Annotated in this window: 18 protein-coding genes and 1 pseudogene; 11 read left to right on the top strand and 8 right to left on the bottom strand. The window is 50.2% G+C overall.

Annotated elements, in window-relative coordinates; all coding sequences use genetic code 11:
* Nucleotides 1–166 precede the first annotated feature (166 nt).
* A pseudogene (locus tag JW499_RS20780) lies at nucleotides 167–648 on the top strand (GFA family protein).
* A 250-nt stretch (nucleotides 649–898) separates the two neighbouring features.
* On the opposite strand, the gene JW499_RS20775 reads toward JW499_RS20780, so the two are convergent.
* Nucleotides 899–1,510: a LysE family translocator gene (locus JW499_RS20775; RefSeq protein WP_205212385.1), complete on the bottom strand. Its 612-nt coding sequence runs from the start codon at nucleotides 1,508–1,510 to the stop codon at nucleotides 899–901.
* A 215-nt stretch (nucleotides 1,511–1,725) separates the two neighbouring features.
* Between JW499_RS20775 and JW499_RS20770 the strand changes: the two genes are divergently transcribed.
* Nucleotides 1,726–1,917 carry a CPXCG motif-containing cysteine-rich protein gene (locus tag JW499_RS20770; protein ID WP_205212384.1) on the top strand — a complete coding sequence of 64 codons (192 nt, stop codon included), beginning with the start codon at nucleotides 1,726–1,728 and terminating at the stop codon, nucleotides 1,915–1,917.
* A 66-nt stretch (nucleotides 1,918–1,983) separates the two neighbouring features.
* Here JW499_RS20770 and JW499_RS20765 read toward each other — a convergent pair whose 3' ends face one another.
* Nucleotides 1,984–3,087 (bottom strand): phosphoribosylaminoimidazolesuccinocarboxamide synthase, encoded by a 1,104-nt coding sequence (locus JW499_RS20765; protein ID WP_205212383.1) that lies wholly within the window; start codon nucleotides 3,085–3,087, stop codon nucleotides 1,984–1,986.
* 342 nt (nucleotides 3,088–3,429) lie between these two features.
* Between JW499_RS20765 and JW499_RS20760 the strand changes: the two genes are divergently transcribed.
* Together JW499_RS20760 and JW499_RS20755 are read left to right on the top strand one after the other, a co-directional pair.
* Nucleotides 3,430–4,182: an SDR family oxidoreductase gene (locus JW499_RS20760; RefSeq protein WP_205212382.1), complete on the top strand. Its 753-nt coding sequence runs from the start codon at nucleotides 3,430–3,432 to the stop codon at nucleotides 4,180–4,182.
* 86 nt (nucleotides 4,183–4,268) lie between these two features.
* Nucleotides 4,269–5,684, top strand: a complete 1,416-nt coding sequence (locus JW499_RS20755; RefSeq protein ID WP_332874444.1) for an MFS transporter — start codon at nucleotides 4,269–4,271, stop codon at nucleotides 5,682–5,684.
* Here the strand turns inward: JW499_RS20755 and ppsR are convergent.
* The gene (gene ppsR, locus JW499_RS20750) at nucleotides 5,681–6,499 is read right to left on the bottom strand and encodes a posphoenolpyruvate synthetase regulatory kinase/phosphorylase PpsR (RefSeq protein WP_091358745.1); all 819 of its coding nucleotides are present in this window, start codon (nucleotides 6,497–6,499) and stop codon (nucleotides 5,681–5,683) included. The genes JW499_RS20755 and ppsR overlap by 4 nt on opposite strands.
* A 177-nt stretch (nucleotides 6,500–6,676) precedes the next feature.
* Between ppsR and ppsA the strand changes: the two genes are divergently transcribed.
* Entirely contained in the window at nucleotides 6,677–9,052 is a 2,376-nt protein-coding gene (gene ppsA, locus JW499_RS20745) for a phosphoenolpyruvate synthase (protein WP_205212381.1), read from the top strand.
* Nucleotides 9,053–9,095: 43 nt separating this feature from the next.
* Nucleotides 9,096–9,788, top strand: a complete 693-nt coding sequence (locus JW499_RS20740) for a pseudouridine synthase (protein ID WP_205212380.1) — start codon at nucleotides 9,096–9,098, stop codon at nucleotides 9,786–9,788.
* 27 nt (nucleotides 9,789–9,815) lie between these two features.
* Here the strand turns inward: JW499_RS20740 and JW499_RS20735 are convergent, their stop codons facing one another.
* Nucleotides 9,816–10,940, bottom strand: coding sequence for a glycosyltransferase (locus JW499_RS20735; RefSeq protein ID WP_205212379.1), 1,125 nt, complete (start codon nucleotides 10,938–10,940; stop codon nucleotides 9,816–9,818).
* 336 nt (nucleotides 10,941–11,276) lie between these two features.
* Here JW499_RS20735 and JW499_RS20730 point away from each other — a divergent pair, with 336 nt between their 5' ends.
* Nucleotides 11,277–12,335: a glycosyltransferase 87 family protein gene (locus JW499_RS20730; protein WP_205212378.1), complete on the top strand. Its 1,059-nt coding sequence runs from the start codon at nucleotides 11,277–11,279 to the stop codon at nucleotides 12,333–12,335.
* Here JW499_RS20730 and rrtA read toward each other — a convergent pair.
* The 3 genes from rrtA to JW499_RS20715 all read right to left on the bottom strand — a co-directional run bounded on the left by rrtA (nucleotide 12,277) and on the right by JW499_RS20715 (nucleotide 16,005).
* Nucleotides 12,277–12,999, bottom strand: coding sequence for a rhombosortase (gene rrtA / locus JW499_RS20725; RefSeq protein ID WP_205212377.1), 723 nt, complete (start codon nucleotides 12,997–12,999; stop codon nucleotides 12,277–12,279). The two genes, JW499_RS20730 and rrtA, sit on opposite strands and share 59 nt — an antisense overlap.
* Before the next feature lie 7 nt (nucleotides 13,000–13,006).
* On the bottom strand, nucleotides 13,007–15,136 hold the full coding sequence (locus JW499_RS20720) for a VIT and vWA domain-containing protein (RefSeq protein WP_205212376.1): 2,130 nt from the start codon (nucleotides 15,134–15,136) through the stop codon (nucleotides 13,007–13,009).
* Nucleotides 15,137–15,270: 134 nt separating this feature from the next.
* The gene (locus JW499_RS20715; protein WP_205212375.1) at nucleotides 15,271–16,005 is read right to left on the bottom strand and encodes a helix-turn-helix domain-containing protein; all 735 of its coding nucleotides are present in this window, start codon (nucleotides 16,003–16,005) and stop codon (nucleotides 15,271–15,273) included.
* Between the two features lie 209 nt (nucleotides 16,006–16,214).
* On the opposite strand from JW499_RS20715, the gene JW499_RS20710 reads away from it, so the two are divergent.
* Nucleotides 16,215–16,787, top strand: coding sequence for a GNAT family N-acetyltransferase (locus tag JW499_RS20710; RefSeq protein WP_205212374.1), 573 nt, complete (start codon nucleotides 16,215–16,217; stop codon nucleotides 16,785–16,787).
* Here JW499_RS20710 and JW499_RS20705 read toward each other — a convergent pair.
* The gene (locus tag JW499_RS20705) at nucleotides 16,722–17,606 is read right to left on the bottom strand and encodes a DMT family transporter (protein ID WP_332874443.1); all 885 of its coding nucleotides are present in this window, start codon (nucleotides 17,604–17,606) and stop codon (nucleotides 16,722–16,724) included. The genes JW499_RS20710 and JW499_RS20705 overlap by 66 nt on opposite strands.
* Before the next feature lie 158 nt (nucleotides 17,607–17,764).
* Between JW499_RS20705 and JW499_RS20700 the strand changes: the two genes are divergently transcribed.
* The 3 genes from JW499_RS20700 to JW499_RS20690 are packed head-to-tail and all read left to right on the top strand — an operon-like array spanning nucleotide 17,765 to nucleotide 19,602.
* The gene (locus JW499_RS20700) at nucleotides 17,765–18,217 is read left to right on the top strand and encodes a DUF1499 domain-containing protein (protein ID WP_232846563.1); all 453 of its coding nucleotides are present in this window, start codon (nucleotides 17,765–17,767) and stop codon (nucleotides 18,215–18,217) included.
* Nucleotides 18,214–18,726 carry a M48 metallopeptidase family protein gene (locus tag JW499_RS20695; protein WP_205212373.1) on the top strand — a complete coding sequence of 171 codons (513 nt, stop codon included), beginning with the start codon at nucleotides 18,214–18,216 and terminating at the stop codon, nucleotides 18,724–18,726. Before JW499_RS20700 ends, JW499_RS20695 begins: the two co-directional genes overlap by 4 nt.
* Before the next feature lie 54 nt (nucleotides 18,727–18,780).
* Nucleotides 18,781–19,602, top strand: a complete 822-nt coding sequence (locus JW499_RS20690) for a sulfite exporter TauE/SafE family protein (RefSeq protein ID WP_205212372.1) — start codon at nucleotides 18,781–18,783, stop codon at nucleotides 19,600–19,602.
* Nucleotides 19,603–19,672: the final 70 nt, after the last annotated feature.

Raw genomic sequence — 19,672 nt, 5'->3', positions numbered from 1 at the left:
GAAGAAGAAAACACGATCATGCATGTTGACGCTACAAAGAAGACCCGCGCGGGTTAAAAGTTACTTCAAATCACAGCATATAAAATACGCGGCTTAGACGATGTATTTATCCGCCGGGTTAATATCTCACCTCATACCCTGTAGATGAAGATCGGGAGCGTAATTTATGCAGCTCGAAGGTTCGTGTCATTGCGGTAGCGTCCGTTTTACCGTTAATTCCAGCCAGCCCTATCCATTTAATCAGTGCTATTGCTCTATCTGTCGAAAAACAGCGGGCGAGGCGGTTTTGCTATTAACCTGGGGGCGGATTACGCAACACTAACGGTTGAAGGGAAGGAGCAGATCAGTGTCTACCACGCGATCATTGATGATCCTGACACCGGGGGTAAGTGGGAAAGCCCCGGGAAACGGCATTTTTGTAAACAGTGCGGCAGTGCGCTGTGGCTATGGGACCCCGGGTGGCCGGAACAGGTGCATCCGTTTGCCTCTGCGATTGATACGGATCTACCCATACCGCCGGAGCGAACCCATATGATGCTGGGATCAAAGGCGTCATGGGTTAACGTCTGTGAGTCGTCTGAGGACAGTCTGTTTGATGAATACCCGCAAGAATCACTTGCTCAGTGGCATCAGCGGGTCATTAAGTAAAGTAATGGAGTGATGAGTATGGCAAGTACTTGAGCTGGTTAGGCTGCTGTCTGCATTACCACAGGGTCAGAGCCCTTTTTATAGAGCCCTTTTCATAGCTTCGTCTTTCACGAAAAAGGGGAGGGGTTTATCTCTTTCCTCATCTCTCTTCTCAACTCACGGAACCATCGCTTTTTCTGGCAAGTGCCGAAGTCGCGTCGAGCCACTAACCAACTGTGTAGCGGCGGTCGGGCTAAGGCTTTTATCTGCGTCAGAGAGTCACAACCCGGGCAGCCAGCGCAATCAGTATTCCACCGGTCAGGCGGTTGACCAGTTGGCTGCGGTTTTGCAGGGTTTTAAGAATAGGGCCATGGGATAGCACTAATGTAACGACGCTGTACCACAGGCCATCGACCAGCGTGGCCGTCGCCGTCATAATCATCTGATCGCCCATCGTTGCATCCGGACTGACAAACTGTGAGAACAGGGCGATAAAGAAGATCGCAAGTTTAGGATTCAGCACTGAGATGGTCGCTCCCTCAATGCCGGCTTTCAGTACAGAGGTTTTATCGCCAGGGTCTACGCTGAAGGAAGAAGCTCGTCCGGCCCTGATCGCTTTGAGGCCGATCCAGGCCAGATAGCCAGCCCCCAGCCAGGTGATCACCTTAAACGCGATCTCTGACTGGGCTACCAGAATAGCCAGTCCAGAGATGGTTGCGAATGCCCAGAGGCCAACCCCCGCCGCATGAAACCAACTGGCAGCCAGACCATGTTGGCGGCTGTTACCGACCGTTTGTTTCAATACTACCGCCAGACTGGGACCCGGAGACATTGCACCCAGGCAGCAGACTGCAAATAGTGAAAGCCAGGCGGTAAAGGTCATAATGGATTCCTGATCGTGGTGGGGTGGCGGTGGTATTATTCCGGTTCAGCGCAACCGCTTAAAACCAGCTAAGCTGATAAGGGATTATATTGCAGTGTGCTGACAGGGGCCAGTAATCCTGCTGGTGAGCTGCTGACTATTCAGCCTGTCTGCTAGCTTAAAAGCTGGCTTAACTGCTGACTAAAGAGCTTAACTTAAATCGCGAGGTGTCAATCATGCAAAGTCTGGAAGCGGTGTCCCGTACATGCCCCTACTGTGGGGAACCGGTAGAGTTAGTTGTGGATTGTACGGCGGGTAATCAGCAGTATTTTGAAGATTGCTCTGTTTGCTGTAAGCCGATGATGGTTGAGCTGGATGTTGAAGGCGCGGAACCTGTTATCTCTCTGAAAGATGAAAACGAGGTATAAACAAACGCCGCATATGGCTATGCGGCGTTATTGTCTTGCGGCTCCCTGATAATCAGGGGGCGATGATCAGTCGATCAGAGCGTACTGGTCGCGCAGAATCTCAATGATCTCTGCTTTCGGGTTATCAGACAGCGGTAGTTTCTCGCCGATAATCTTCTCTGCAATGCCGACATAGGTGTCCGATACCTTCTGAAGCAGTGCAGCTGGAAGGGCGTTGTCCTTTGCCAGGGCGTAACGCTCTTCCATCCGATCTTTATTGATCAGAATATCCGGGTCAGGGAAGTAGTTGAGCAGTTCCTGACGGAATACCTCTTTGGAGTTTTCGATGACTTTGCCTTCCCGGTAGGATGGGCCATCCCAGATGCGGGATGAATCAGGTGTGCCCACTTCATCCATATAGATCAGCTTTTCGTTCCCTGATGCATCAGTCACGTAACCAAACTCAAACTTAGTATCGACAAATACCTGATCGATCTTTTCCAGTTCAGCGCTGATGACGTCAAAGCCTTCTTTCAGCAGCTTTTCGTACACCGCAATATCCTCTTTTGAACGGAACTGAAAGGCTTCATGGTTATTGATGATGTCATCACGGGTGATGTTGACATCATCTACTTCAGGCACGCCAGGAATCCCCTTGAGAATACCTTTGGTGGAAGGTGTAATCAGCAGCTCAGGCAGTTTCTGATCTTTCTGCAGGTTGTCGGCTATCTGAATGCCACAGAACAAACGCTCACCTTTGGCATAGGAACGCCACATAGAGCCGGTGATATACTGGCGGCAGATCGCCTCAATCATGACGGGTTTAGCTTTCTGAACAATCCAGACGAACGGGTGGGGGATATCCAGGATATGGCTGTCAGCCAGACCGTTTTCGCGAAACAGTTTGAACCAGTGATTGGAGATAGCATTCAGTGCGGCACCTTTGCCGGGTACACCGTTCATACCGCCTTCGCCATGCCAGATGCACTCGAAAGCGGAGATCCGGTCACTGATGACCATGATTGCCAGAGGGGCATCGGCTGCAACATCATACCCTTTCTCCTGGATAAGACGTCGACTGTCGGCTTCGGTCAGCCAGTAAACGGAACGTACTTTACCACTGTGTACCGGTAGGTCGGTACGGATCGGCAGATCATTGTTTACTGCCAAAACCTTATCAGCAAGACTCATTGCAAACTGTCCTGTATCTCTAAAAGTCGATTAATGAAAACGCTCCAGAATATCAGCGTTTGCCAAAAGTACGGCAATGCAGATCAACGAGCAAAAGCCTGAAAAAACGTGAGGATTTCTGCCTGATTCTGGAACAGGGATATTACACAGATTTGTAATATCCCGCTACCTGTTGCCCTGAGCGATTTTCATGTAGATAAGCCTGCCTATGATTCTCATTTACTGTCGTTTTATTGAAGCGATACGGCGAAAACCACTTTCATACTATATGCTTTAGATAAGCTTGATCGATCAGGATCAATACTGTTCCAGTCAGCTACAACAACCAGAAGGAGGCTGCCATTGGATACTCATCAAGTCGCACTGGTGACTGGTTCGGGGCGTGGCATCGGTGCGGCAACCGCACTCAAGCTCGGACGGCTGGGATATGCCGTCTGCGTTAACTATCGAAACAATCAGACCGCCGCCGAAGCTGTAGTCGAACAATTGCAGAATGAAGGGATCTCGGCTATTGCTGTGGCCGCCGATGTCTCTCAGGATGAACAGGTATGCGCACTTTTCCATCGGGTAGATCATGATCTGGGGCGAATTACTGCGCTGGTGAATAATGCCGGTATTCTGATGCCCCAGTGTCGGCTGGATGAGATGGATGCACAACGGATCAATCATTTGTTGATCAGCAATATAACCGGATATTTTCTCTGCTGTCGTGAGGCGGTGAAGCGGATGTCCACCCGTCACGGGGGCGATGGTGGGGTGATTGTCAATGTTTCCTCTGTGGCAGCGCGGACCGGCTCGCCGGGTGAATATATCGATTATGCCGCGACCAAGGGGGCGATTGATACACTGACACGGGGCTTAGCATCGGAAGTGGCCTCTGAGGGGATCAGGGTAAATGGTGTACGGCCCGGATTTATCTATACCGGAATGCATGCTGCAGGAGGCGAGCCTGACCGGATTGAGCGATTGAAAAGCTCTATTCCCATGGGCCGGGGTGGTCAGCCAGAAGAGGTTGCTGAAGCGATCGCCTGGTTGTTGTCACCGGGGGCTTCATACACTACCGGAAGTTGTATCGATCTGGCCGGTGGTCGTTAACCCGATCTGGCTGAATCGGCCATGAATTTAGTGAATATATAAACTATCCCCTGCTATACTGCCCAGCCTTACGTAAAGGTGCTGCTGTGATTGTATATTCAGATAATTCGTTCTATCAGGACAACCCCCGGGCCCGCTGGTATGTGCTTATCAGTATCTGTATCGCGCTGTTTCTGGTGCCGATGTCACTGTCTGCTGTTAACATGGCTCTGCCCGCGATGGCTGATGCTTTGCAGGCCGATGCGGTGTGGCTGAGCTGGATTCCCACCGCCACATTGTGGGGGAGTATCGTGTTGTTACTGCCGGCGGGGAGAGTGGCCGACTCCATTGGACGAAAGCCGATCTATCTGATCGGTGTGTTGGGTTTTTCACTCGCATCGCTGCTGGTGTTTGCCGTCTACTCTGTTGAATTTCTACTATTCGTAAGGGTGCTGCAGGGATTGTTCAGCAGTCTGGTATTTGCAACCGCTATGGCGATTATTGCTGCCGTCTTCAGTGGTTCTAATCGGGGGACCGCACTGGGATTGACGGCCACCTCTGTTTATCTGGGACTGACCTGTGGTCCTCTTTTTGGTGGCTGGCTGACCGAGCATCTTGGCTGGCGAAGTGTCTTCTGGGGGCCGGTTATCCTGGCGATGGTTGCGCTGATATTGGCGGTTATCTATATCAGGAATGACAGCAGTGCTGAACAGCAGTCTAATCCATTGGACTGGGTTGGCTCGCTATTGTTTGCTGCTCTGTCCACACTGTTGTTGTTCGGCTTATCCGGATTGCCAAACCTGTATAGCTGGCTGATGCTGATCGCAGGGATCGCCCTGGTGTTTGTGTTTATCCGACAGCAGAACCGCTGCGAGTATCCACTGGTGCGTTTCGCTGTGTTAGCCGCAAACAGGGTGATGAATCGCTCTTTGATGGCCAGTTTTCTGATGTATGCAGCGCACTATCCGGTGCTGTTTCTGCTGAGTCTCTATCTGCAATATCTGCAGGGATTGTCACCCAGCGAAACGGGACAGATGATACTGTTGCAAGCACTGATTATGGCGTGTCTGGCGCCGCTTGCCGGTCGCCTGTCGGATCGGTTTGAGCCTCGTCTGATTGCGACGACAGGGTGTTTGTTGTTCAGCGCGGGGTTTGCCGTACTGGTCTTTCTGCGGGCGGACAGTTCGTTAAATCATGTGATTGTCGCGCTGGTATTACTGGGGGTTGGCTTTGGATTATTCTCAACGCCGAACAATAATGCGGCGCTGGGCTCCGTGCCAAAAGAGCGCCTGAGTATCGCTTCAGCGCTGCTGAACCTGTCCCGCACCAGCGGGAATATGTTCAGTATGGCGATCATCATGTTGCTGATGAGTGTCTTGCTGGGCAGTGAACAGATTATGCCGGAACGTTATCCGGATCTTCTGATTGTCGTGAAAGCCGGCTTTGCCAGCGCCTGTGGTTACAGCTTTCTGGCTGCCTGGTTCTCCTATAGCCGGGGAAAGGTGAACCGTAATGCCGGTTAGCCAATCCGTCGCTTAAGACCCATCTGGGCGATAATACGGGTAGCAATCTCTTCAATTGAAAAGTGAGTGGTATTGATGTGCGCCAGCTTTTGCTTGCGGAACATCCGCTCGACTATCCGCACCTCATCTTCGCACTGGTCCAGTGACGCGTAACGACTGTTTGGACGGCGTTCATGGCGGATTGATGCCAGCTGAAATGGATCAATTGTCAGACCGAACAGCTTATTTCTGAAGGGTTCCAGCACTTCAGGCAGGGTTGTCTGTGTGAGGTCGTTGTCGGTCAGGGGGTAGTTTGCTGCCCGGATGCCAAACTGAAGTGCCATATAGAGACAGGAGGGGGTCTTTCCACAGCGGGAGACTCCGGTGAGAATGATGTCCGCCTTATCATAGTGCTGAGTGCGGGCGCCATCATCATTGTCGATCGCAAAGTTTACCGATTCGATGCGATCCATATATTTGTTTACTTCATTAATCGAATGGGATTTACCGACACTGTAGGAAGAGTGGCTACCCAGCTCCAGCTCCAGTGGTTTCAGAAACGCTGAAAACACATCGATCTTATAAGCGGTGCTGGTGGAGATGATTTCACGGGTAGCTTCATCCACCACCGTATCGAACACAATCGGTCGCTGTCCGTCGGTTTTACCCGCCTGGTCGATAATATCGACCGCTTCCACCGCCTTTTCGATGGTATCGATATAGGGCAGCGTCACCTTATTGAACTGAATCGAACCAAACTGAGCGAGCAGACTATTACCCAGTGCTTCCGCTGTGATACCCGTACCATCAGATATAAAAAAAGCTGTTCTTTTCATAAGGTTAAGCTGTCTCGCGTCACAAAAATGTATTTATCCGGGGGTATTATTACGGCATCTGTGCGTGCTGTATAGCGTAGCGATGAATCAATCAGGATCTTCGTCAACACACTGACCTCAGCGAAGAATTACAGTATGATGCGCCTTAATCACTAAAATTTGAAGGAGTGCGGAGCTTTGCAGGATTATATCGTTCGTCTGGATCAGGTGGGTATGGATGATATTGAGCAGGTAGGTGGAAAAAACGCCTCACTTGGCGAGATGATCTCAGAACTGTCTGGTGCAGGCGTTAAGGTTCCCGGTGGGTTTGCGACCACAGCGTCCGCATTCCGTGACTTTCTGAAACACAATAATCTGGACCAGAAGATCAGCGATACACTCGCTCAGCTTGATCCTGACGATGTTAATGCGCTCGCAGCGACCGGTAACCAGGTGCGCCAGTGGATCCTGGAAACCCCATTTCCTGAAACCCTCGACCAGGCTATTGAACTGGCCTATGAAGAGATGGGCGGTCACGACGATCTGGCGGTTGCGATCCGCTCATCGGCAACCGCCGAAGATCTGCCCGATGCCTCTTTTGCCGGTCAGCAGGAGACCTTCCTGAATATCCGTGGTCTGGCAAATATTAAAGCGGCCATCCATGAGGTCTTTGCCTCGCTCTACAATGACCGGGCAATCTCCTATCGGGTTCACCATGGTTTTGAACATCACGACGTCGCCCTGTCGGCCGGGGTTCAGCGTATGGTTCGCAGCGAGACCGGTGCCAGCGGCGTCATGTTTACACTGGATACGGAATCGGGCTTTCAGCACGTTGTGTTTATCACGTCAGCTTATGGTCTTGGGGAAACGGTTGTCCAGGGGGCTGTTAACCCGGATGAGTTCTACGTTTACAAGCCGACTCTCAGACAGGGGGCTCCGGCCATATTGCGCCGCAGTATGGGCAGTAAAGCGATCAAAATGATTTACGGTGCTGAAGGTACCACCGCCAGTGCCGTTGAAACTGTCAGTGTGCCGCCTGAAGAGCGAATGAAGTTTTCCATCAATGATGATGACGTTCAGCAACTGGCAAAAATTGCGATGCTCATCGAGCAGCATTACGGTCGTCCGATGGATATCGAGTGGGCTAAAGATGGCGATGATGGTGAGCTGTACATTGTTCAGGCACGACCTGAAACCGTTAAGAGCCGGGATAAAAACGCGGTTATTGAGCGTTATCTGCTCACCGAAACCGGTAATGTTTTATTGGAAGGCCGCTCTATAGGACACCGGATCGGCAGTGGACCGGTGCGCATTGTCGAAAGTCTCAGTGATATGGATAAGATTCAGCCCGGTGATGTGCTGGTCACCGATATGACCGACCCGGACTGGGAACCGGTGATGAAACGCTCATCAGCGATTATAACCAATCGGGGTGGACGTACCTGTCATGCAGCGATTATTGCCCGTGAGCTGGGTATTCCGGCGATTGTCGGTTGCGGTGATGCCACCGAACGACTGACGGAAGGTCAGGAGGTGACCGTCTCCTGTGCCGAAGGTGATACGGGACGAGCCTATGAAGGCTGCCTGGATTTCGAGCATCAGACTAACAAAATCGATTCCATGCCGCCTCTGCCGTTCGACATCATGATGAACGTCGGTAATCCCGACCGGGCATTTGATTTTCAGTCGCTGCCCAATGCCGGTGTTGGTCTTGCGCGTCTGGAGTTTATTATCAACCGTATGATCGGCATCCATCCGAAAGCGCTGATTGAGTTTGACCAGCAGGACGCTGGGTTGCAGCGCACCATAGAGCGCCGCATTGCGGGCTATGAAAGCCCGATAGAGTTCTACGTTGCCAAGCTGGTGGAGGGGATATCTACACTGGCCGCTGCGTTCTATCCCAAGAAAGTGATTGTGCGGATGTCGGATTTCAAATCCAACGAGTATGGGCATCTTATCGGTGGTGAAGCTTATGAAGCCCACGAAGAGAATCCAATGCTGGGCTTCCGTGGTGCCAGTCGCTATATCGCTGAGTCGTTCCGGCAGTGTTTTGAGCTTGAGTGCAGGGCGCTGAAGCAGGTACGGGATGTGATGAAGCTGACCAATGTCGAAGTGATGATTCCTTTCGTACGCACGGTGGGTGAAGCGAAACAGGTGGTAGACCTGCTGGCAGAAAACGGCCTGAACCGGGGTAAAAACGGTTTGCGGGTGATCATGATGTGTGAAATACCCTCAAATGCGCTACTGGCTGATGAATTTCTTCAATATTTTGATGGCTTTTCCATTGGCTCGAATGATCTGACTCAGCTGACTCTTGGGCTGGATCGGGACTCTGGCGTGATTGCTCACCTATTTGATGAACGTAACGATGCGGTACGCAAGCTGCTGGCCATGGCTATTCAGGCTTGTAAGGCGCAAGGGAAATATATCGGTATCTGTGGTCAGGGACCCTCTGATCATCCAGATCTGGCAAGGTGGCTGATGGAGCAGGGGATCAGTTCGGTTTCTCTTAATCCTGATTCGGTGTTGGAAACCTGGTTTTTCCTGGCGAATGAAGAAAGTACTGCGTCCTGACTTTATACCGTTATCTTTCTGTCGGTTTTCCTGAGTAGCGCCGATGCAGCTCTCCAGGTTTTTGCAGCTGAAAACGCCTTATAGCCGGCAGCGCGTTAGAGTGCTGCTGGCTCAGGGCCGGGTCCGTGTCGGTGATGAGATTATCACCGATGCGCATCGGGAGATTGATCGGTTTATCCGGGTTGAGCTGGACAATGAACTGCTCCAGGAGGCTCAGAGCCGTTATCTGATGCTGCATAAACCCGCTGGCATCGTCAGTGCCACAGTACATTCTGAACACAAAACTGTTATAGAGCTGTTACCTCAGTCGTTGCGCCAGGGGCTGCATCTGGCGGGAAGGCTGGATCTGAAAACCAGCGGTCTGATGCTGCTGACCAATGATGGCAGTTGGTCCCGCAGAGTCACTCAGCCCGAATCAAAGATTGCCAAGGTCTACCGTGTGACCACAAGAGATCCTGTGCCTGATGAAGCGCAAGTGGTGTTTCAGAAGGGGATCTATTTCCGTTATGAAAATATCACCACCCGACCCGCGCAACTGGAACGAATTGACGACTATAACTCCCGTCTGGCAATTCATGAGGGGCGTTACCATCAGGTGAAGCGGATGTTTGGTTATTTTGATAACGAGGTAACGGCGTTGCACCGGGAAAGTATCGGTGCCTTAACACTGGATCCGGATCTCAGGCCCGGTGAGTTCCGCTTCCTGACTGCCGCAGAGGTGGCGCTGTTTGAATGAGTCATGACATCATTCTGGTGGTGCTAATTAATAGTGATAGTCTTTTTCTTCTTCCAGTATCTCCTCCTCCAGCTCTTTGAAGACGAAGATTCTTGCCATCATAAAATTAAATCCCATCCCCACCAGTACCCCGAGTATCAACGCGATGAATTTGTTATCGATAAAAAATGGTACATAGCTGGTCAGGGTCGTGTAGGTGCCGAAGTTCATCACGAAACCGGCCAGTGAGGTGGCCAGAAAAGATAACCACTGCCTGAGATGATTACTTTTTTCCCGATGAGTGAAGGTAATTGTTCGATTCCAGAACCAGTTCCAGGTGGCCGCAGGCCAGAATGAGATCGCCCGGGAGAAGTTGTGACCCAGTCCGAAGAAAGCCTGCAGGGCAAAATAGATCAGGCTGTCAATCACAAATCCTGTGCCGCCGACAAGACCAAACTGGGCAAACTCAGAGGTGACCGGATATTTAAAACGGTACAAACGGCGCAGATGCCGCAGATAGAGCAGTTGCTCTTTCAGGCTGAGTTTACTCTCCCCATGCTCGCGGTCTTTAAAGTGAATAGGCTGTTCACCAGGCTTGCTGAACTCACCTTTGACCATTATCTCCAGGCCAATTTTATAGCCCGTCGGCGTCAGATGTGCGCAGGTTTCAAATTGTTGCCGTTCAAATGCAAAGAAACCGGACATCGGATCTTTGATATGACACAGTGGCAGGGCCAGCCAGGTTGCTATTTTTGAGTTAAGCAGGCGGAAGAAGCCCCAGTCATCATCAAATGAGCCGCCTTCTATATACCGCGAACCGACAACAAAATCGTTCTGTCCGGATTCCAGTTTATCTATTATTGGCAGGATTGCGGAGGCGGGGTGTGAAAGATCGCAATCCATTACAACAATATACCTGCCTCTGGCGGATTCTATACCAGTGATCACCGCAGTAGAGAGTCCCCGTTCCTGGGTTCGGACAATAATGCGTGCCGGAATCTGTTCCGCAATACGAGCTACCGCTTCAGAAGAACCATCCTGAGAATTGTCGTCGACAAAGATTATCTCGAACGGTATATCAGTCAGATGATTGTTAATCTGTTCGCATATCAAAGGAATGTTTATAACTTCCTGATAGGTAGGTATTACGATCGATATCTTAATGTCAGGCATAATAGTAGCTACAACGCTCTGCTTAGCGAATAAAAAATAGCGTAATCCTATAATTATTAAGAGAATTATACAATTATTATCCGTTTACAAAGCTGCTATAGCTTATTGTAATATCCTCGGAATATGAGCCCGAAAAGGTATCTTTCAGCGGCGGTAAAAAAAGGGGGGAGGTAGGCATTTGCTTGTTATAAAAGCTGCAACAAATTATTATGCCGGCCTTCTATAAACATTACTAAGTGGACTCTTATGCCTGCAAATTCCCACTCAAGATTACTGGATGCTTCTCTGTGCATCTATGGAGTAGTGATCCTGATCGCCTGTTTTATGGTCCCTCCGATGCATGACTATGCACTCTATTTTGCCCATTGGGATCTTATTCTGAGCGGCGCAGATCCCTGGGCGAAAATAGGTGCGCCCAATGCTTATGGTCCGCTGTATAATTTCTTAGCACTGCCTTATGCCCTTCATAGTCAACTGCCAAAACTTATTTTTGCCGGGTGCTGGTTAGCTGTAGTGCTTTACACTATTCGCTGTTTCTGTGCTCTGTCCAATATATCTGTCAGTGTTAAATGGCTGTTCGCCGCTTTCTGGCTATTAAATCCCTTCTTTATTGTCAGTACGGTTTTCTATGGCTTTAATGATAGCCTGGTTGCATTGCTGTGTTTTCTGGGGGTGATAGTCGCTGCCAAAGGGAACAGCAGATCATCATTAATGATTATCACAGCCGGCGTGCTGACTAAGATTTACCCGCTCTTTCTACTGCCTTTTCTGGATAAGCGCTGGAAAAATGTTACACGCAACATCGCTATATTCATTACGTCTCTTTTGCTGGTCTATCTGATAACTTACTTTATCTGGGGGCCTTCTTTTCTGGTTGCCTTTGGCAAGGCGAATGGTCGTGAACCGACACTGTTTTCAATTATGATGTTTTTTTATGGTGATTTTTTCCCATTTAAGGGTCTTGGAAACTTTCTGATATCACTTAATAAGTTGCTTGTTCTCGGTACAGTTTTTTATCTGTTTAAACGGTTTCAAAATGGGAAACTGGAGCAGCATACAGCTTTTCTTGCAGGTTTTACTGCCGTCCTGATGTTTTATAAAGCAGGGCAGCAGCAATTTTATCTTTCCTATTTCGCAATTTTTGCCGCCTGGGTGCTGATCGAGTTTCGGAAAGAACTACCCAATAAAAAAGCATTTCTCTCTGTGATAATTATAGGGGCATGGATGATGTTGATGGCTGGAATCGTTTATCCGCTGACCGGTTATATGAGTGCAGAGTTTGAATGGGTCAGGCATATTATTGGCTTGCCAACGTTCATCCTGCTCTGTATCTCATTTAAGTATCTGCTTTTTCCTGACGCTTCACGACACATAATTGGTAAAACCCTTGCCTGAGACTGGTCCTGGATTTATAGCGTCTGGGCAATGGCGGAGTCATCATTAAGTTAAACCCTGGGTTTATTAAAGCGAACCCCAGGTAAATCATTCCACCCAACGCACCCGCCAGGTGCGCCGCTGGATAGGGTGGCCAGGGGCTCTGGCTTAACAGAGCCTGTTGACTGAACTGCTCCCAGATCAGCTTTGCCAGACAGATCAGCATCGGTAACCAGCCATTTAGCGCTTGCTGCTTACGGGCAAAGATAAACAAACAGAGAACCAGCGGCGCAAACAGTAGTCCGGATAACCCTGCATAGCTGTTCACTGCTGACCAGGGGGAGAGAAGCAGGGCATCGATGCTGACAACTCCCACGCACAGTGATGCCAGCAATGCGCTGCGTGAATTCAGTTCCAGATAGCCTGCTGCAATCACAAATGCCAGCAGATCCCAGCCAAGGTGGCTGAGCGATGTGTGACAAAGATGCCCTGTAATTAAGCGCCATAGCTGACCCTCCAGTATCAGGGAGCGGTCAGCATAGCCCAGTTGAAACAGGTCAGCAGACAGGCTCAGCGGCAGGCAGAACAGCAACAGAGCCAGGGTTATCCAGGGAAGCTGGAAGCTACCCCCCGCTTGCGCGGGAGGCTTTGGGTTAGCGAACTGTTTGATTGATACAGCGTTCATTAACGTCTCACGATGTCCGACGACGATTGCGGTATTGAATCAGCAGTAGTGCGCCGATTAACAGCAGAATCCAGTGGCCAATCGCACCTGAACCGCCACCACCCAGTGATGCCCGGTGATGAGACTGATTGAACATCGGCTTCTGACTGTCTGCCCGCTGAGAAGTGACCGGTTGCTGCAGTCGTTGTTGCCGGGCGTTGTTTTCATTCGCCACCCGTTGCTGGTTATTGCGTTCAATATTCAGCTGTTTAAACACCTCGTCCCTGACGATCAGCATTGAGGTGTAGTCGGTTACCAGATCATATTGAATGGCCAGATCAGTCATCGCTTGTTTAGTATCTTCATTGTTGCTGTCATCCTCTTCAAGGTAATCCATTTTAGCCTGCATATTCTCGAGGGTGGCAAAGGCCCAGATGCGCTCCAGTTCGGGGTGCAGTAAACTTTCCCCGGGCAGGATTATCTCAGTAGTGTAGTGACGTTGCTGGCCGCCCACCTTGCCTGTCAGCGAGATCTGCACCGGGCCTGGCTGTCGGTAATGACCGAGGACTGTCAGTTGCTCACCCCGGTAAAGTGAGTTGATCTGTTCTGGGGTCAGGTCGGTGACCCGGCCACCATCAATTTTTAACTCAACATCTCTCATCGCCTGGTGGGTCATCTTGCTGGTTGCCAGCATCAGTTGGCCGACAATATCATCAGCATTAGAGACGCTGATGGCAAAACCATTGGATACCTCCGTCATACTGTTCAGCAGGGGGCGGTTTGCACTGTTGCCCATAACAAAGGTAAACAGTCGGACATCCGCTTTTTCCAGCAGCTCAAGAAAGCGCTTTCTCTCGGTGACACCTAAGTTGGCAACGCCATCGGTGACCAGAATCATGGCGGTGCTGCGATCAGTATTTAATCCTTTTAAACCCTGTGCGAGACCTGAATAGAGATCAGTGCCACTGCCAGGCTGATACTGTTCAAGCTGATTCAGCAGGGGGGTGATAACTTCTGCTGTTGCGGGCTTAAATCCACCGGAAAAATCGGTGGCTGCGTTGTTAAATAAAACCACTTTGAAGCGGTCATCGGGTTGGAGTTTGGCTAATCCCTGGCGTACACCCTCAACCAGTGTTGAGTACTTGCCCTGCATTGATCCGGATACATCCAGAACAAATACCCAGTCACGCCCTCCCTGTAACACGCCAAGATCATCCCCGGGGGTGAGGGTCATCATAAAGGTGCCAGGTGTGGTGTCTGATTGTTTATAGCTGATCAGATCCAGAGTGCCGGGCAGGTTCTGGCTGTGGCGCCAGTAAACGACAATGTCCTGGTCCAGACTTGCCGCAGGGACAATGCCCGCAGTACTGATCTGTTCAGCGGGTAGTGGTTGCGCGGCTTCCGGGGGCTGATCAGCGGACGGGGCAGAGGACAGCACAGTTTGCGGTAATGCTCCGACCTGGCTGGCCATTGAAACCTGCCACTGGTTGGGGGCGATCTGTTGAATTGCAGCCTGAGAGTGCTGGGGCAGGCGGATAGAGTCTATCGGGTAACCTGAGGCAAGGCGCATATTGAAGCTGAATTTTTCATCGACCACTTCATTGCGGTTCCAGAAAGCATTCTTCTGAGTATCGACGCCGCCATCCTCAAGGGGATAAACATAGCGGCCGACACCGGAATCCAGGTGGGCTGGCTGAATATACACCAGCTTTATGCGGACATCGCTGTTGGCCTGCACCGGTGTGACACTGATATCGAAGGTCTTATAACTGTCTTGCTCTACCAGGGCGGCCTCATGGCCCGCTTGTTTCTCCTGTTCGTAAATGGTTCTGGCCTGCTGCTTTTTTATTACTTCGCCGGTGACCGGCTGGCCGTCTATCCAGTAGGTAAACTCACCCACGGCGGCATGGTCCGGCACAGGAAAACTGTAAATCGCTTCTAACGCCTGGGGAGATGGATTATGAAAAACCTGTTCTACCGTGGTCACGGCATAACTGTGTTCAAGCACGACATTGACATGATGTTCGCGGATGCTGAGTTCAGGCAGGGATGAATTAACCGGTTTTAACAGCCCGGCAGCATCTGCCGGTGCCGCCACTGTTGTCAGTGTCAGTATGGCGCTGAGGGCTGCGGTGCCCGGGAAGGTTCTGATGTTCATATCGGTCCTCTGAAGTTCCTTTGTTGGAAGTCAGAGGGATGATGGCGGCAGTGCGCCAGCGGAAGTAGTTAAACTGTTGAAGTATCAGATAATGATACGGGTGGTTGAACTAGCGCGTTTGCAAAGAGTATGCGCTAGCTCTTGCGATAGTTTTTGAACAGGCTGTACTGCCATTGCCGGATCGCGAGAATCATGGTGTTACCATGTTTCTGATCGATTGGCAGGGGAGAGTCATCGCGCAGCAGGCTGTTAAACTCTTCCGCAACACGCTCCATTTTTTTCTGCATCGCCAGGTTGGCTTCCGGTGTCAGTACCCCATTGAGTACGATCAGTTTTTCATGTTTTTTATCAAACCGGGACTGGAAGAAATCCTGTTCTACTTTCTGTTGGAAGAACTGCTGGATTGGACCATTGGCCAGCCAGGTAAAGTTTGGATCGATCAGTAGCTTTATTCTGTTGTTTGGCTGAAGCTCGATAATCCTTAACCGGTCCAGCTTGGCCAGCTTCTGGATACATTCGTGTTCGGTGATATCGTAGTGAGAGATGATATCGCTGAAGGAGAAGCCATTGATAACACTGACTGTGACCAGCAACAGTTCGAGATCGGAGGCGATCTCCTGCTCCTGTTCGCGGGTCAGCTGAGTCAGCCGTTGCTGCTCCTGCGCCATCAGGCGGAACAGCCCGGTTAACTCCAGTCCTGCCAGTTCAGCGATGGTTTCAAGTCGTTGCAGGGTAAAGTTCTGCTCAGAGAACAGTCGTTTAACCGAGGCTTCACTCAGATCAAGAGCCTGGGCTACATCAAGGTAGGTTTTGCCCTGGGCCTTTAACTGTTTTTTCAGGGTCTGTACCAGTGCTGCTGTCTGAGCCATATCGAGATCTCTAGTCCTTTAAAGTTGTTTTTTATCATATAACTGCTGCAAAATCTGTGTTGTATTGCAGAGGCGCCGCAGATACTGATAATTATACCGTTATCTGTGGTGTGAAGTTTAAAATTAAACTCGTGCCAGGTATGGCTCTTTAGTAGAGTAGAGGGCAAACAGTATCGTCAGACGTATTACCACTGTGGTAAGGAGTAAGCGTGAATTACAGTATTCCTGAATCGATCAACACCGCCCGTTTGAATCTGGAAAAGGTCACCATTGAAGACTGGCCCTCACTGCACAATTTTTATAAAGATGTTGAAGCCACCCGCTATACCACCGGACATCCTCTCAGTGAAGGGGAGAGTTGGCGAATTGTTGCTGCGCTGATTGGTCATTGGGAGATTCACGGTTATGGACCTTATACCTTAAAGTTGAAAGACAGTGATGCCGTGGTGGGTATTGTTGGCCTGTGGTATCCGGGAGACTGGCCCGAGCCCGAAATTATGTGGTCGTTGGTGCCAGGGTATTCAGGCAAAGGGTATGCCCGTGAAGCGGCATTTGCGGTCAGACAGATGGCTGCTGAATGTCTTCCCCAACTGCATCTGATCAGCCTGATCTTTGAGCAGAATCGCGCGTCAATCAGACTGGCGGAGTCACTGGGGGCAACCCTTGAACAGCGGTTTTTATTTCGTGATAAAGAGGCATTAATCTATCGTCATCTGTCACCGGCTCACCCGGGTCAGTCCGATTCCTGTGAGAATGCCGACCAGCGCGATCAGGCTGTTTGAGGAAACCGCTTCACCCAGAATAAGGGTGCCTGCTAAATACGCCACCACCGGTATCAGGAAGTTGCAGTTAGAGAGAAAGCTGGGACCTGCCCGGTTAACGACAACAAAGTAGACGATTGAGGCGACACCTGCGGGCATACAGCCCAGCCAGATAACGGCCATTACAGCGTCTGGACTGGCGATATAACGCAGCTCGTCAATAATAGCCTGTGCATCTGATAATATAAAAGGGAGTATCAGCAGCAGGCCGCACAGCAGCATACCTGAACCGGCGATCAGCGGGTTGAATTTAGGAAGTAAGCGGATCAGCACCGTGTTCAGTGCATAGCTGCTGGCGGCGGCGAGAATCGCCAGCGCCCCAGACAGGTTTACACTCCCGGCGGCAAAGGGGTTGAGTATAAAGGTCACCCCGGAGAAGGCGAGGATCAGCCCCATCATCTTATAACGGTTGAAGCGCTCACCCTCAACAAAATAGTGGGCAATCAGCATCGTGACAAATGGCATTACCGCCATCAGTACACCGGTTGTTGCCGATGGCACTGTTTGCTGCCCCCAGGAAATCAGCAGAAATGGCAGGGCACTGCCAAACATCCCCAGAATCATAAAACTTCCCCAGCTTTTGACGCTGAAAGGGAGGCGTAAACCTCTGGAGTAGGTAAACAGCGTTATCACCCCTGCACCCAGCGCGATCCTGAGCAGAGTGATCGTCAGCGGCGACAATCCGCCCGCAATGGCGATGGAGGTCACCATAAATGAGGTGCCCCAGGTGATAACCAGAAAACTGAGAAGCAGCCAGTTGATGAGTTGAGGGCTGAACACGATGAGAAGACTCGTTTATGTTGAGAAAGCAGGCTAGTTTATACTACTCTGGTCTCTATTACGCTATGTGGTTTTCAGGGCTGTATAACAACACTGTACGGCTTCTGTTTAGACTTCCCCATACCTTGACACTCTAATCAGAATCGATCAGGAATATCATGAAACAGTTTGTTGTTGTGTGTGTCGTATTGGCGTTGATCGTCACGGGTTATCTGGCGTTTCAGGGGTATATGTCGCGTACACAAAAAGCACCTGGACTGGTGGATGGCGGATTAACGCCTTGTGGCCCCAAGCCTAACGCCGTATGCAGCAGTAACGAAGGTGATGGTGAGCACTATATTAAACCGATTAACTTATGTGTTAGTAGTCTGGCTTCAGTGAGCGCCGATATAGAGCGTTTAGGGGGGAAGATTATCATGCTCGACACTGACTATTTAGCTGCTGAGTTCAGTTCCTCTGTATTTGGCTTTGTTGATGACCTTGAACTGCTTCGGGATGCTAAAGGGGGCGTCATTCATGTCCGCTCAGCTTCAAGGGTGGGGTATTCTGATCTGGGTGTGAACCGGCAGCGGGTCGAGGCGCTACGTAAGCTGCTGGAGAGTAATTCGTGAGTCGCAAGCCGAAGATTAATTTTTTGTCCGGCTATTCGCCTGAGCTGCAGCAACAGGCAGAAAACCTGATCGATTCTGGAAAGCTTCCAGATTATCTGCGGAAACGTTATCAGCCGGGACACAGTATTGTCGGCTCTAAGGCGCTCTATCAATATACCCTTGAATTGAAAAATCGCTATCTCAGACAATCGGCTCCCATTAATAAAGTTGAATACGATGACCGTATTGATGTGATCCATAATGCACTGGGATTACACACCCATATCTCCCGTGTACAGGGGAGTAAGCTCAGGTCTAAAAAAGAGATCCGCATCGCTTCGCTATTCAAGCAGGCGCCCGAGCCCTTTTTAAGAATGATTGTGGTGCATGAGCTGGCACATATAAGGGAGAAAGAGCATAACCGGGCATTTTATAAACTGTGCCAGCATATGGAACCGGACTATCATCAGCTTGAGCTGGATCTGCGGCTTTACCTCACCTGTCTGGATCGGTTTGGCCCACTCTGCTAAGCCAGTAGATGTATTGCTTTACGCATTTTCCTTTTCATACTCTGAGTTATTCAGATGACAGATCTTCAGCTTTATCAATATATTTTAATCGGTTTGCTATTTGTCTGGAGCGGTTTCGTTCGCTCCGGGCTTGGCTTTGGTGGGGCGGTTCTTACGCTGCCGTTTCTGCTGCTGGTCGTCGATAATCCACTGATCTTCCTGCCTATTATCGGTGTGCATCTGATGTTTTTTTCCTGCCTGATCACCTGGCAGAACCGTCAACGGGTTAAGCGGACGGCGGCAGACCATCAAAACAGTATCTCCACCATTGATTGGAAATATCTGCGTTTTGCTTTGTCTGTGATGATCGTGCCAAAACTGATCGGTATTCTCGGTCTGTTGACTCTGCCAGCATCACTGATGAGCAGTATTATCTACTGCATCGTCATCGGCTACGCCATCAGTTATGTCCTCAATCGTCCATTTAAGAGTAACAGCCGTAGTCTTGATATTGTGTTTCTGATACTGGGTGGCTATGTCAGTGGCACCTCTCTCATCGGTGCGCCGCTGATAGCGGCGGTCTTTGCTACCCATGTTAGTCGAGAAAAACTCCGGGATACCCTGTTTGTGCTCTGGTTTATACTGGTGTTAATCAAGATGGTGTCTTTTTTGATTGCTGGCGTTGATCTGCAACTGATTCATCATCTGTGGTTGTTACCCTGCGCCTTTATCGGTCATCTGCTGGGTGAGCGACTGCATAAAAAACTGGTCGGCGCTGAGAGTAAAGTGTTTTTCAGGGTGCTGGGCAGTGTGTTGATTCTTGTCAGTACGCTGGGGCTTATTCGAGTTATTGTCAAATCTGGTGTATGGGATCAGGCGGCATTCCTATCTGATTGATCCCTTACCTGTTCTCCATCCTTGAACTCAACATTATTGACTACCAGGGTCAGTAAGTTGAAACCTTTGA

Origin of the sequence: Amphritea pacifica (assembly GCF_016924145.1) — a bacterium.
In the GTDB taxonomy this organism is placed as follows: domain Bacteria; phylum Pseudomonadota; class Gammaproteobacteria; order Pseudomonadales; family Balneatricaceae; genus Amphritea; species Amphritea pacifica.
This window is presented reverse-complemented; position numbering and strand designations above follow the sequence as displayed.

Excerpts from the sequence above, each read along its gene's own strand:
- ppsR (WP_091358745.1), bottom strand. The coding sequence starts at position 6,499 with ATGAAAAGAACAGCTTTTTTTATATCTGATGGTACGGGTATCACAGCG.
- JW499_RS20690 (WP_205212372.1), top strand. The coding sequence starts at position 18,781 with ATGACAGATCTTCAGCTTTATCAATATATTTTAATCGGTTTGCTATTT.
- JW499_RS20720 (WP_205212376.1), bottom strand. The coding sequence starts at position 15,136 with ATGAACATCAGAACCTTCCCGGGCACCGCAGCCCTCAGCGCCATACTG.
- JW499_RS20715 (WP_205212375.1), bottom strand. The coding sequence starts at position 16,005 with ATGGCTCAGACAGCAGCACTGGTACAGACCCTGAAAAAACAGTTAAAG.
- JW499_RS20735 (WP_205212379.1), bottom strand. The coding sequence starts at position 10,940 with ATGCCTGACATTAAGATATCGATCGTAATACCTACCTATCAGGAAGTT.
- JW499_RS20740 (WP_205212380.1), top strand. The coding sequence starts at position 9,096 with ATGCAGCTCTCCAGGTTTTTGCAGCTGAAAACGCCTTATAGCCGGCAG.
- JW499_RS20770 (WP_205212384.1), top strand. The coding sequence starts at position 1,726 with ATGCAAAGTCTGGAAGCGGTGTCCCGTACATGCCCCTACTGTGGGGAA.
- rrtA (WP_205212377.1), bottom strand. The coding sequence starts at position 12,999 with ATGAACGCTGTATCAATCAAACAGTTCGCTAACCCAAAGCCTCCCGCG.
- JW499_RS20700 (WP_232846563.1), top strand. The coding sequence starts at position 17,765 with ATGAAACAGTTTGTTGTTGTGTGTGTCGTATTGGCGTTGATCGTCACG.
- JW499_RS20730 (WP_205212378.1), top strand. The coding sequence starts at position 11,277 with ATGCATGACTATGCACTCTATTTTGCCCATTGGGATCTTATTCTGAGC.
- JW499_RS20775 (WP_205212385.1), bottom strand. The coding sequence starts at position 1,510 with ATGACCTTTACCGCCTGGCTTTCACTATTTGCAGTCTGCTGCCTGGGT.
- JW499_RS20765 (WP_205212383.1), bottom strand. The coding sequence starts at position 3,087 with ATGAGTCTTGCTGATAAGGTTTTGGCAGTAAACAATGATCTGCCGATC.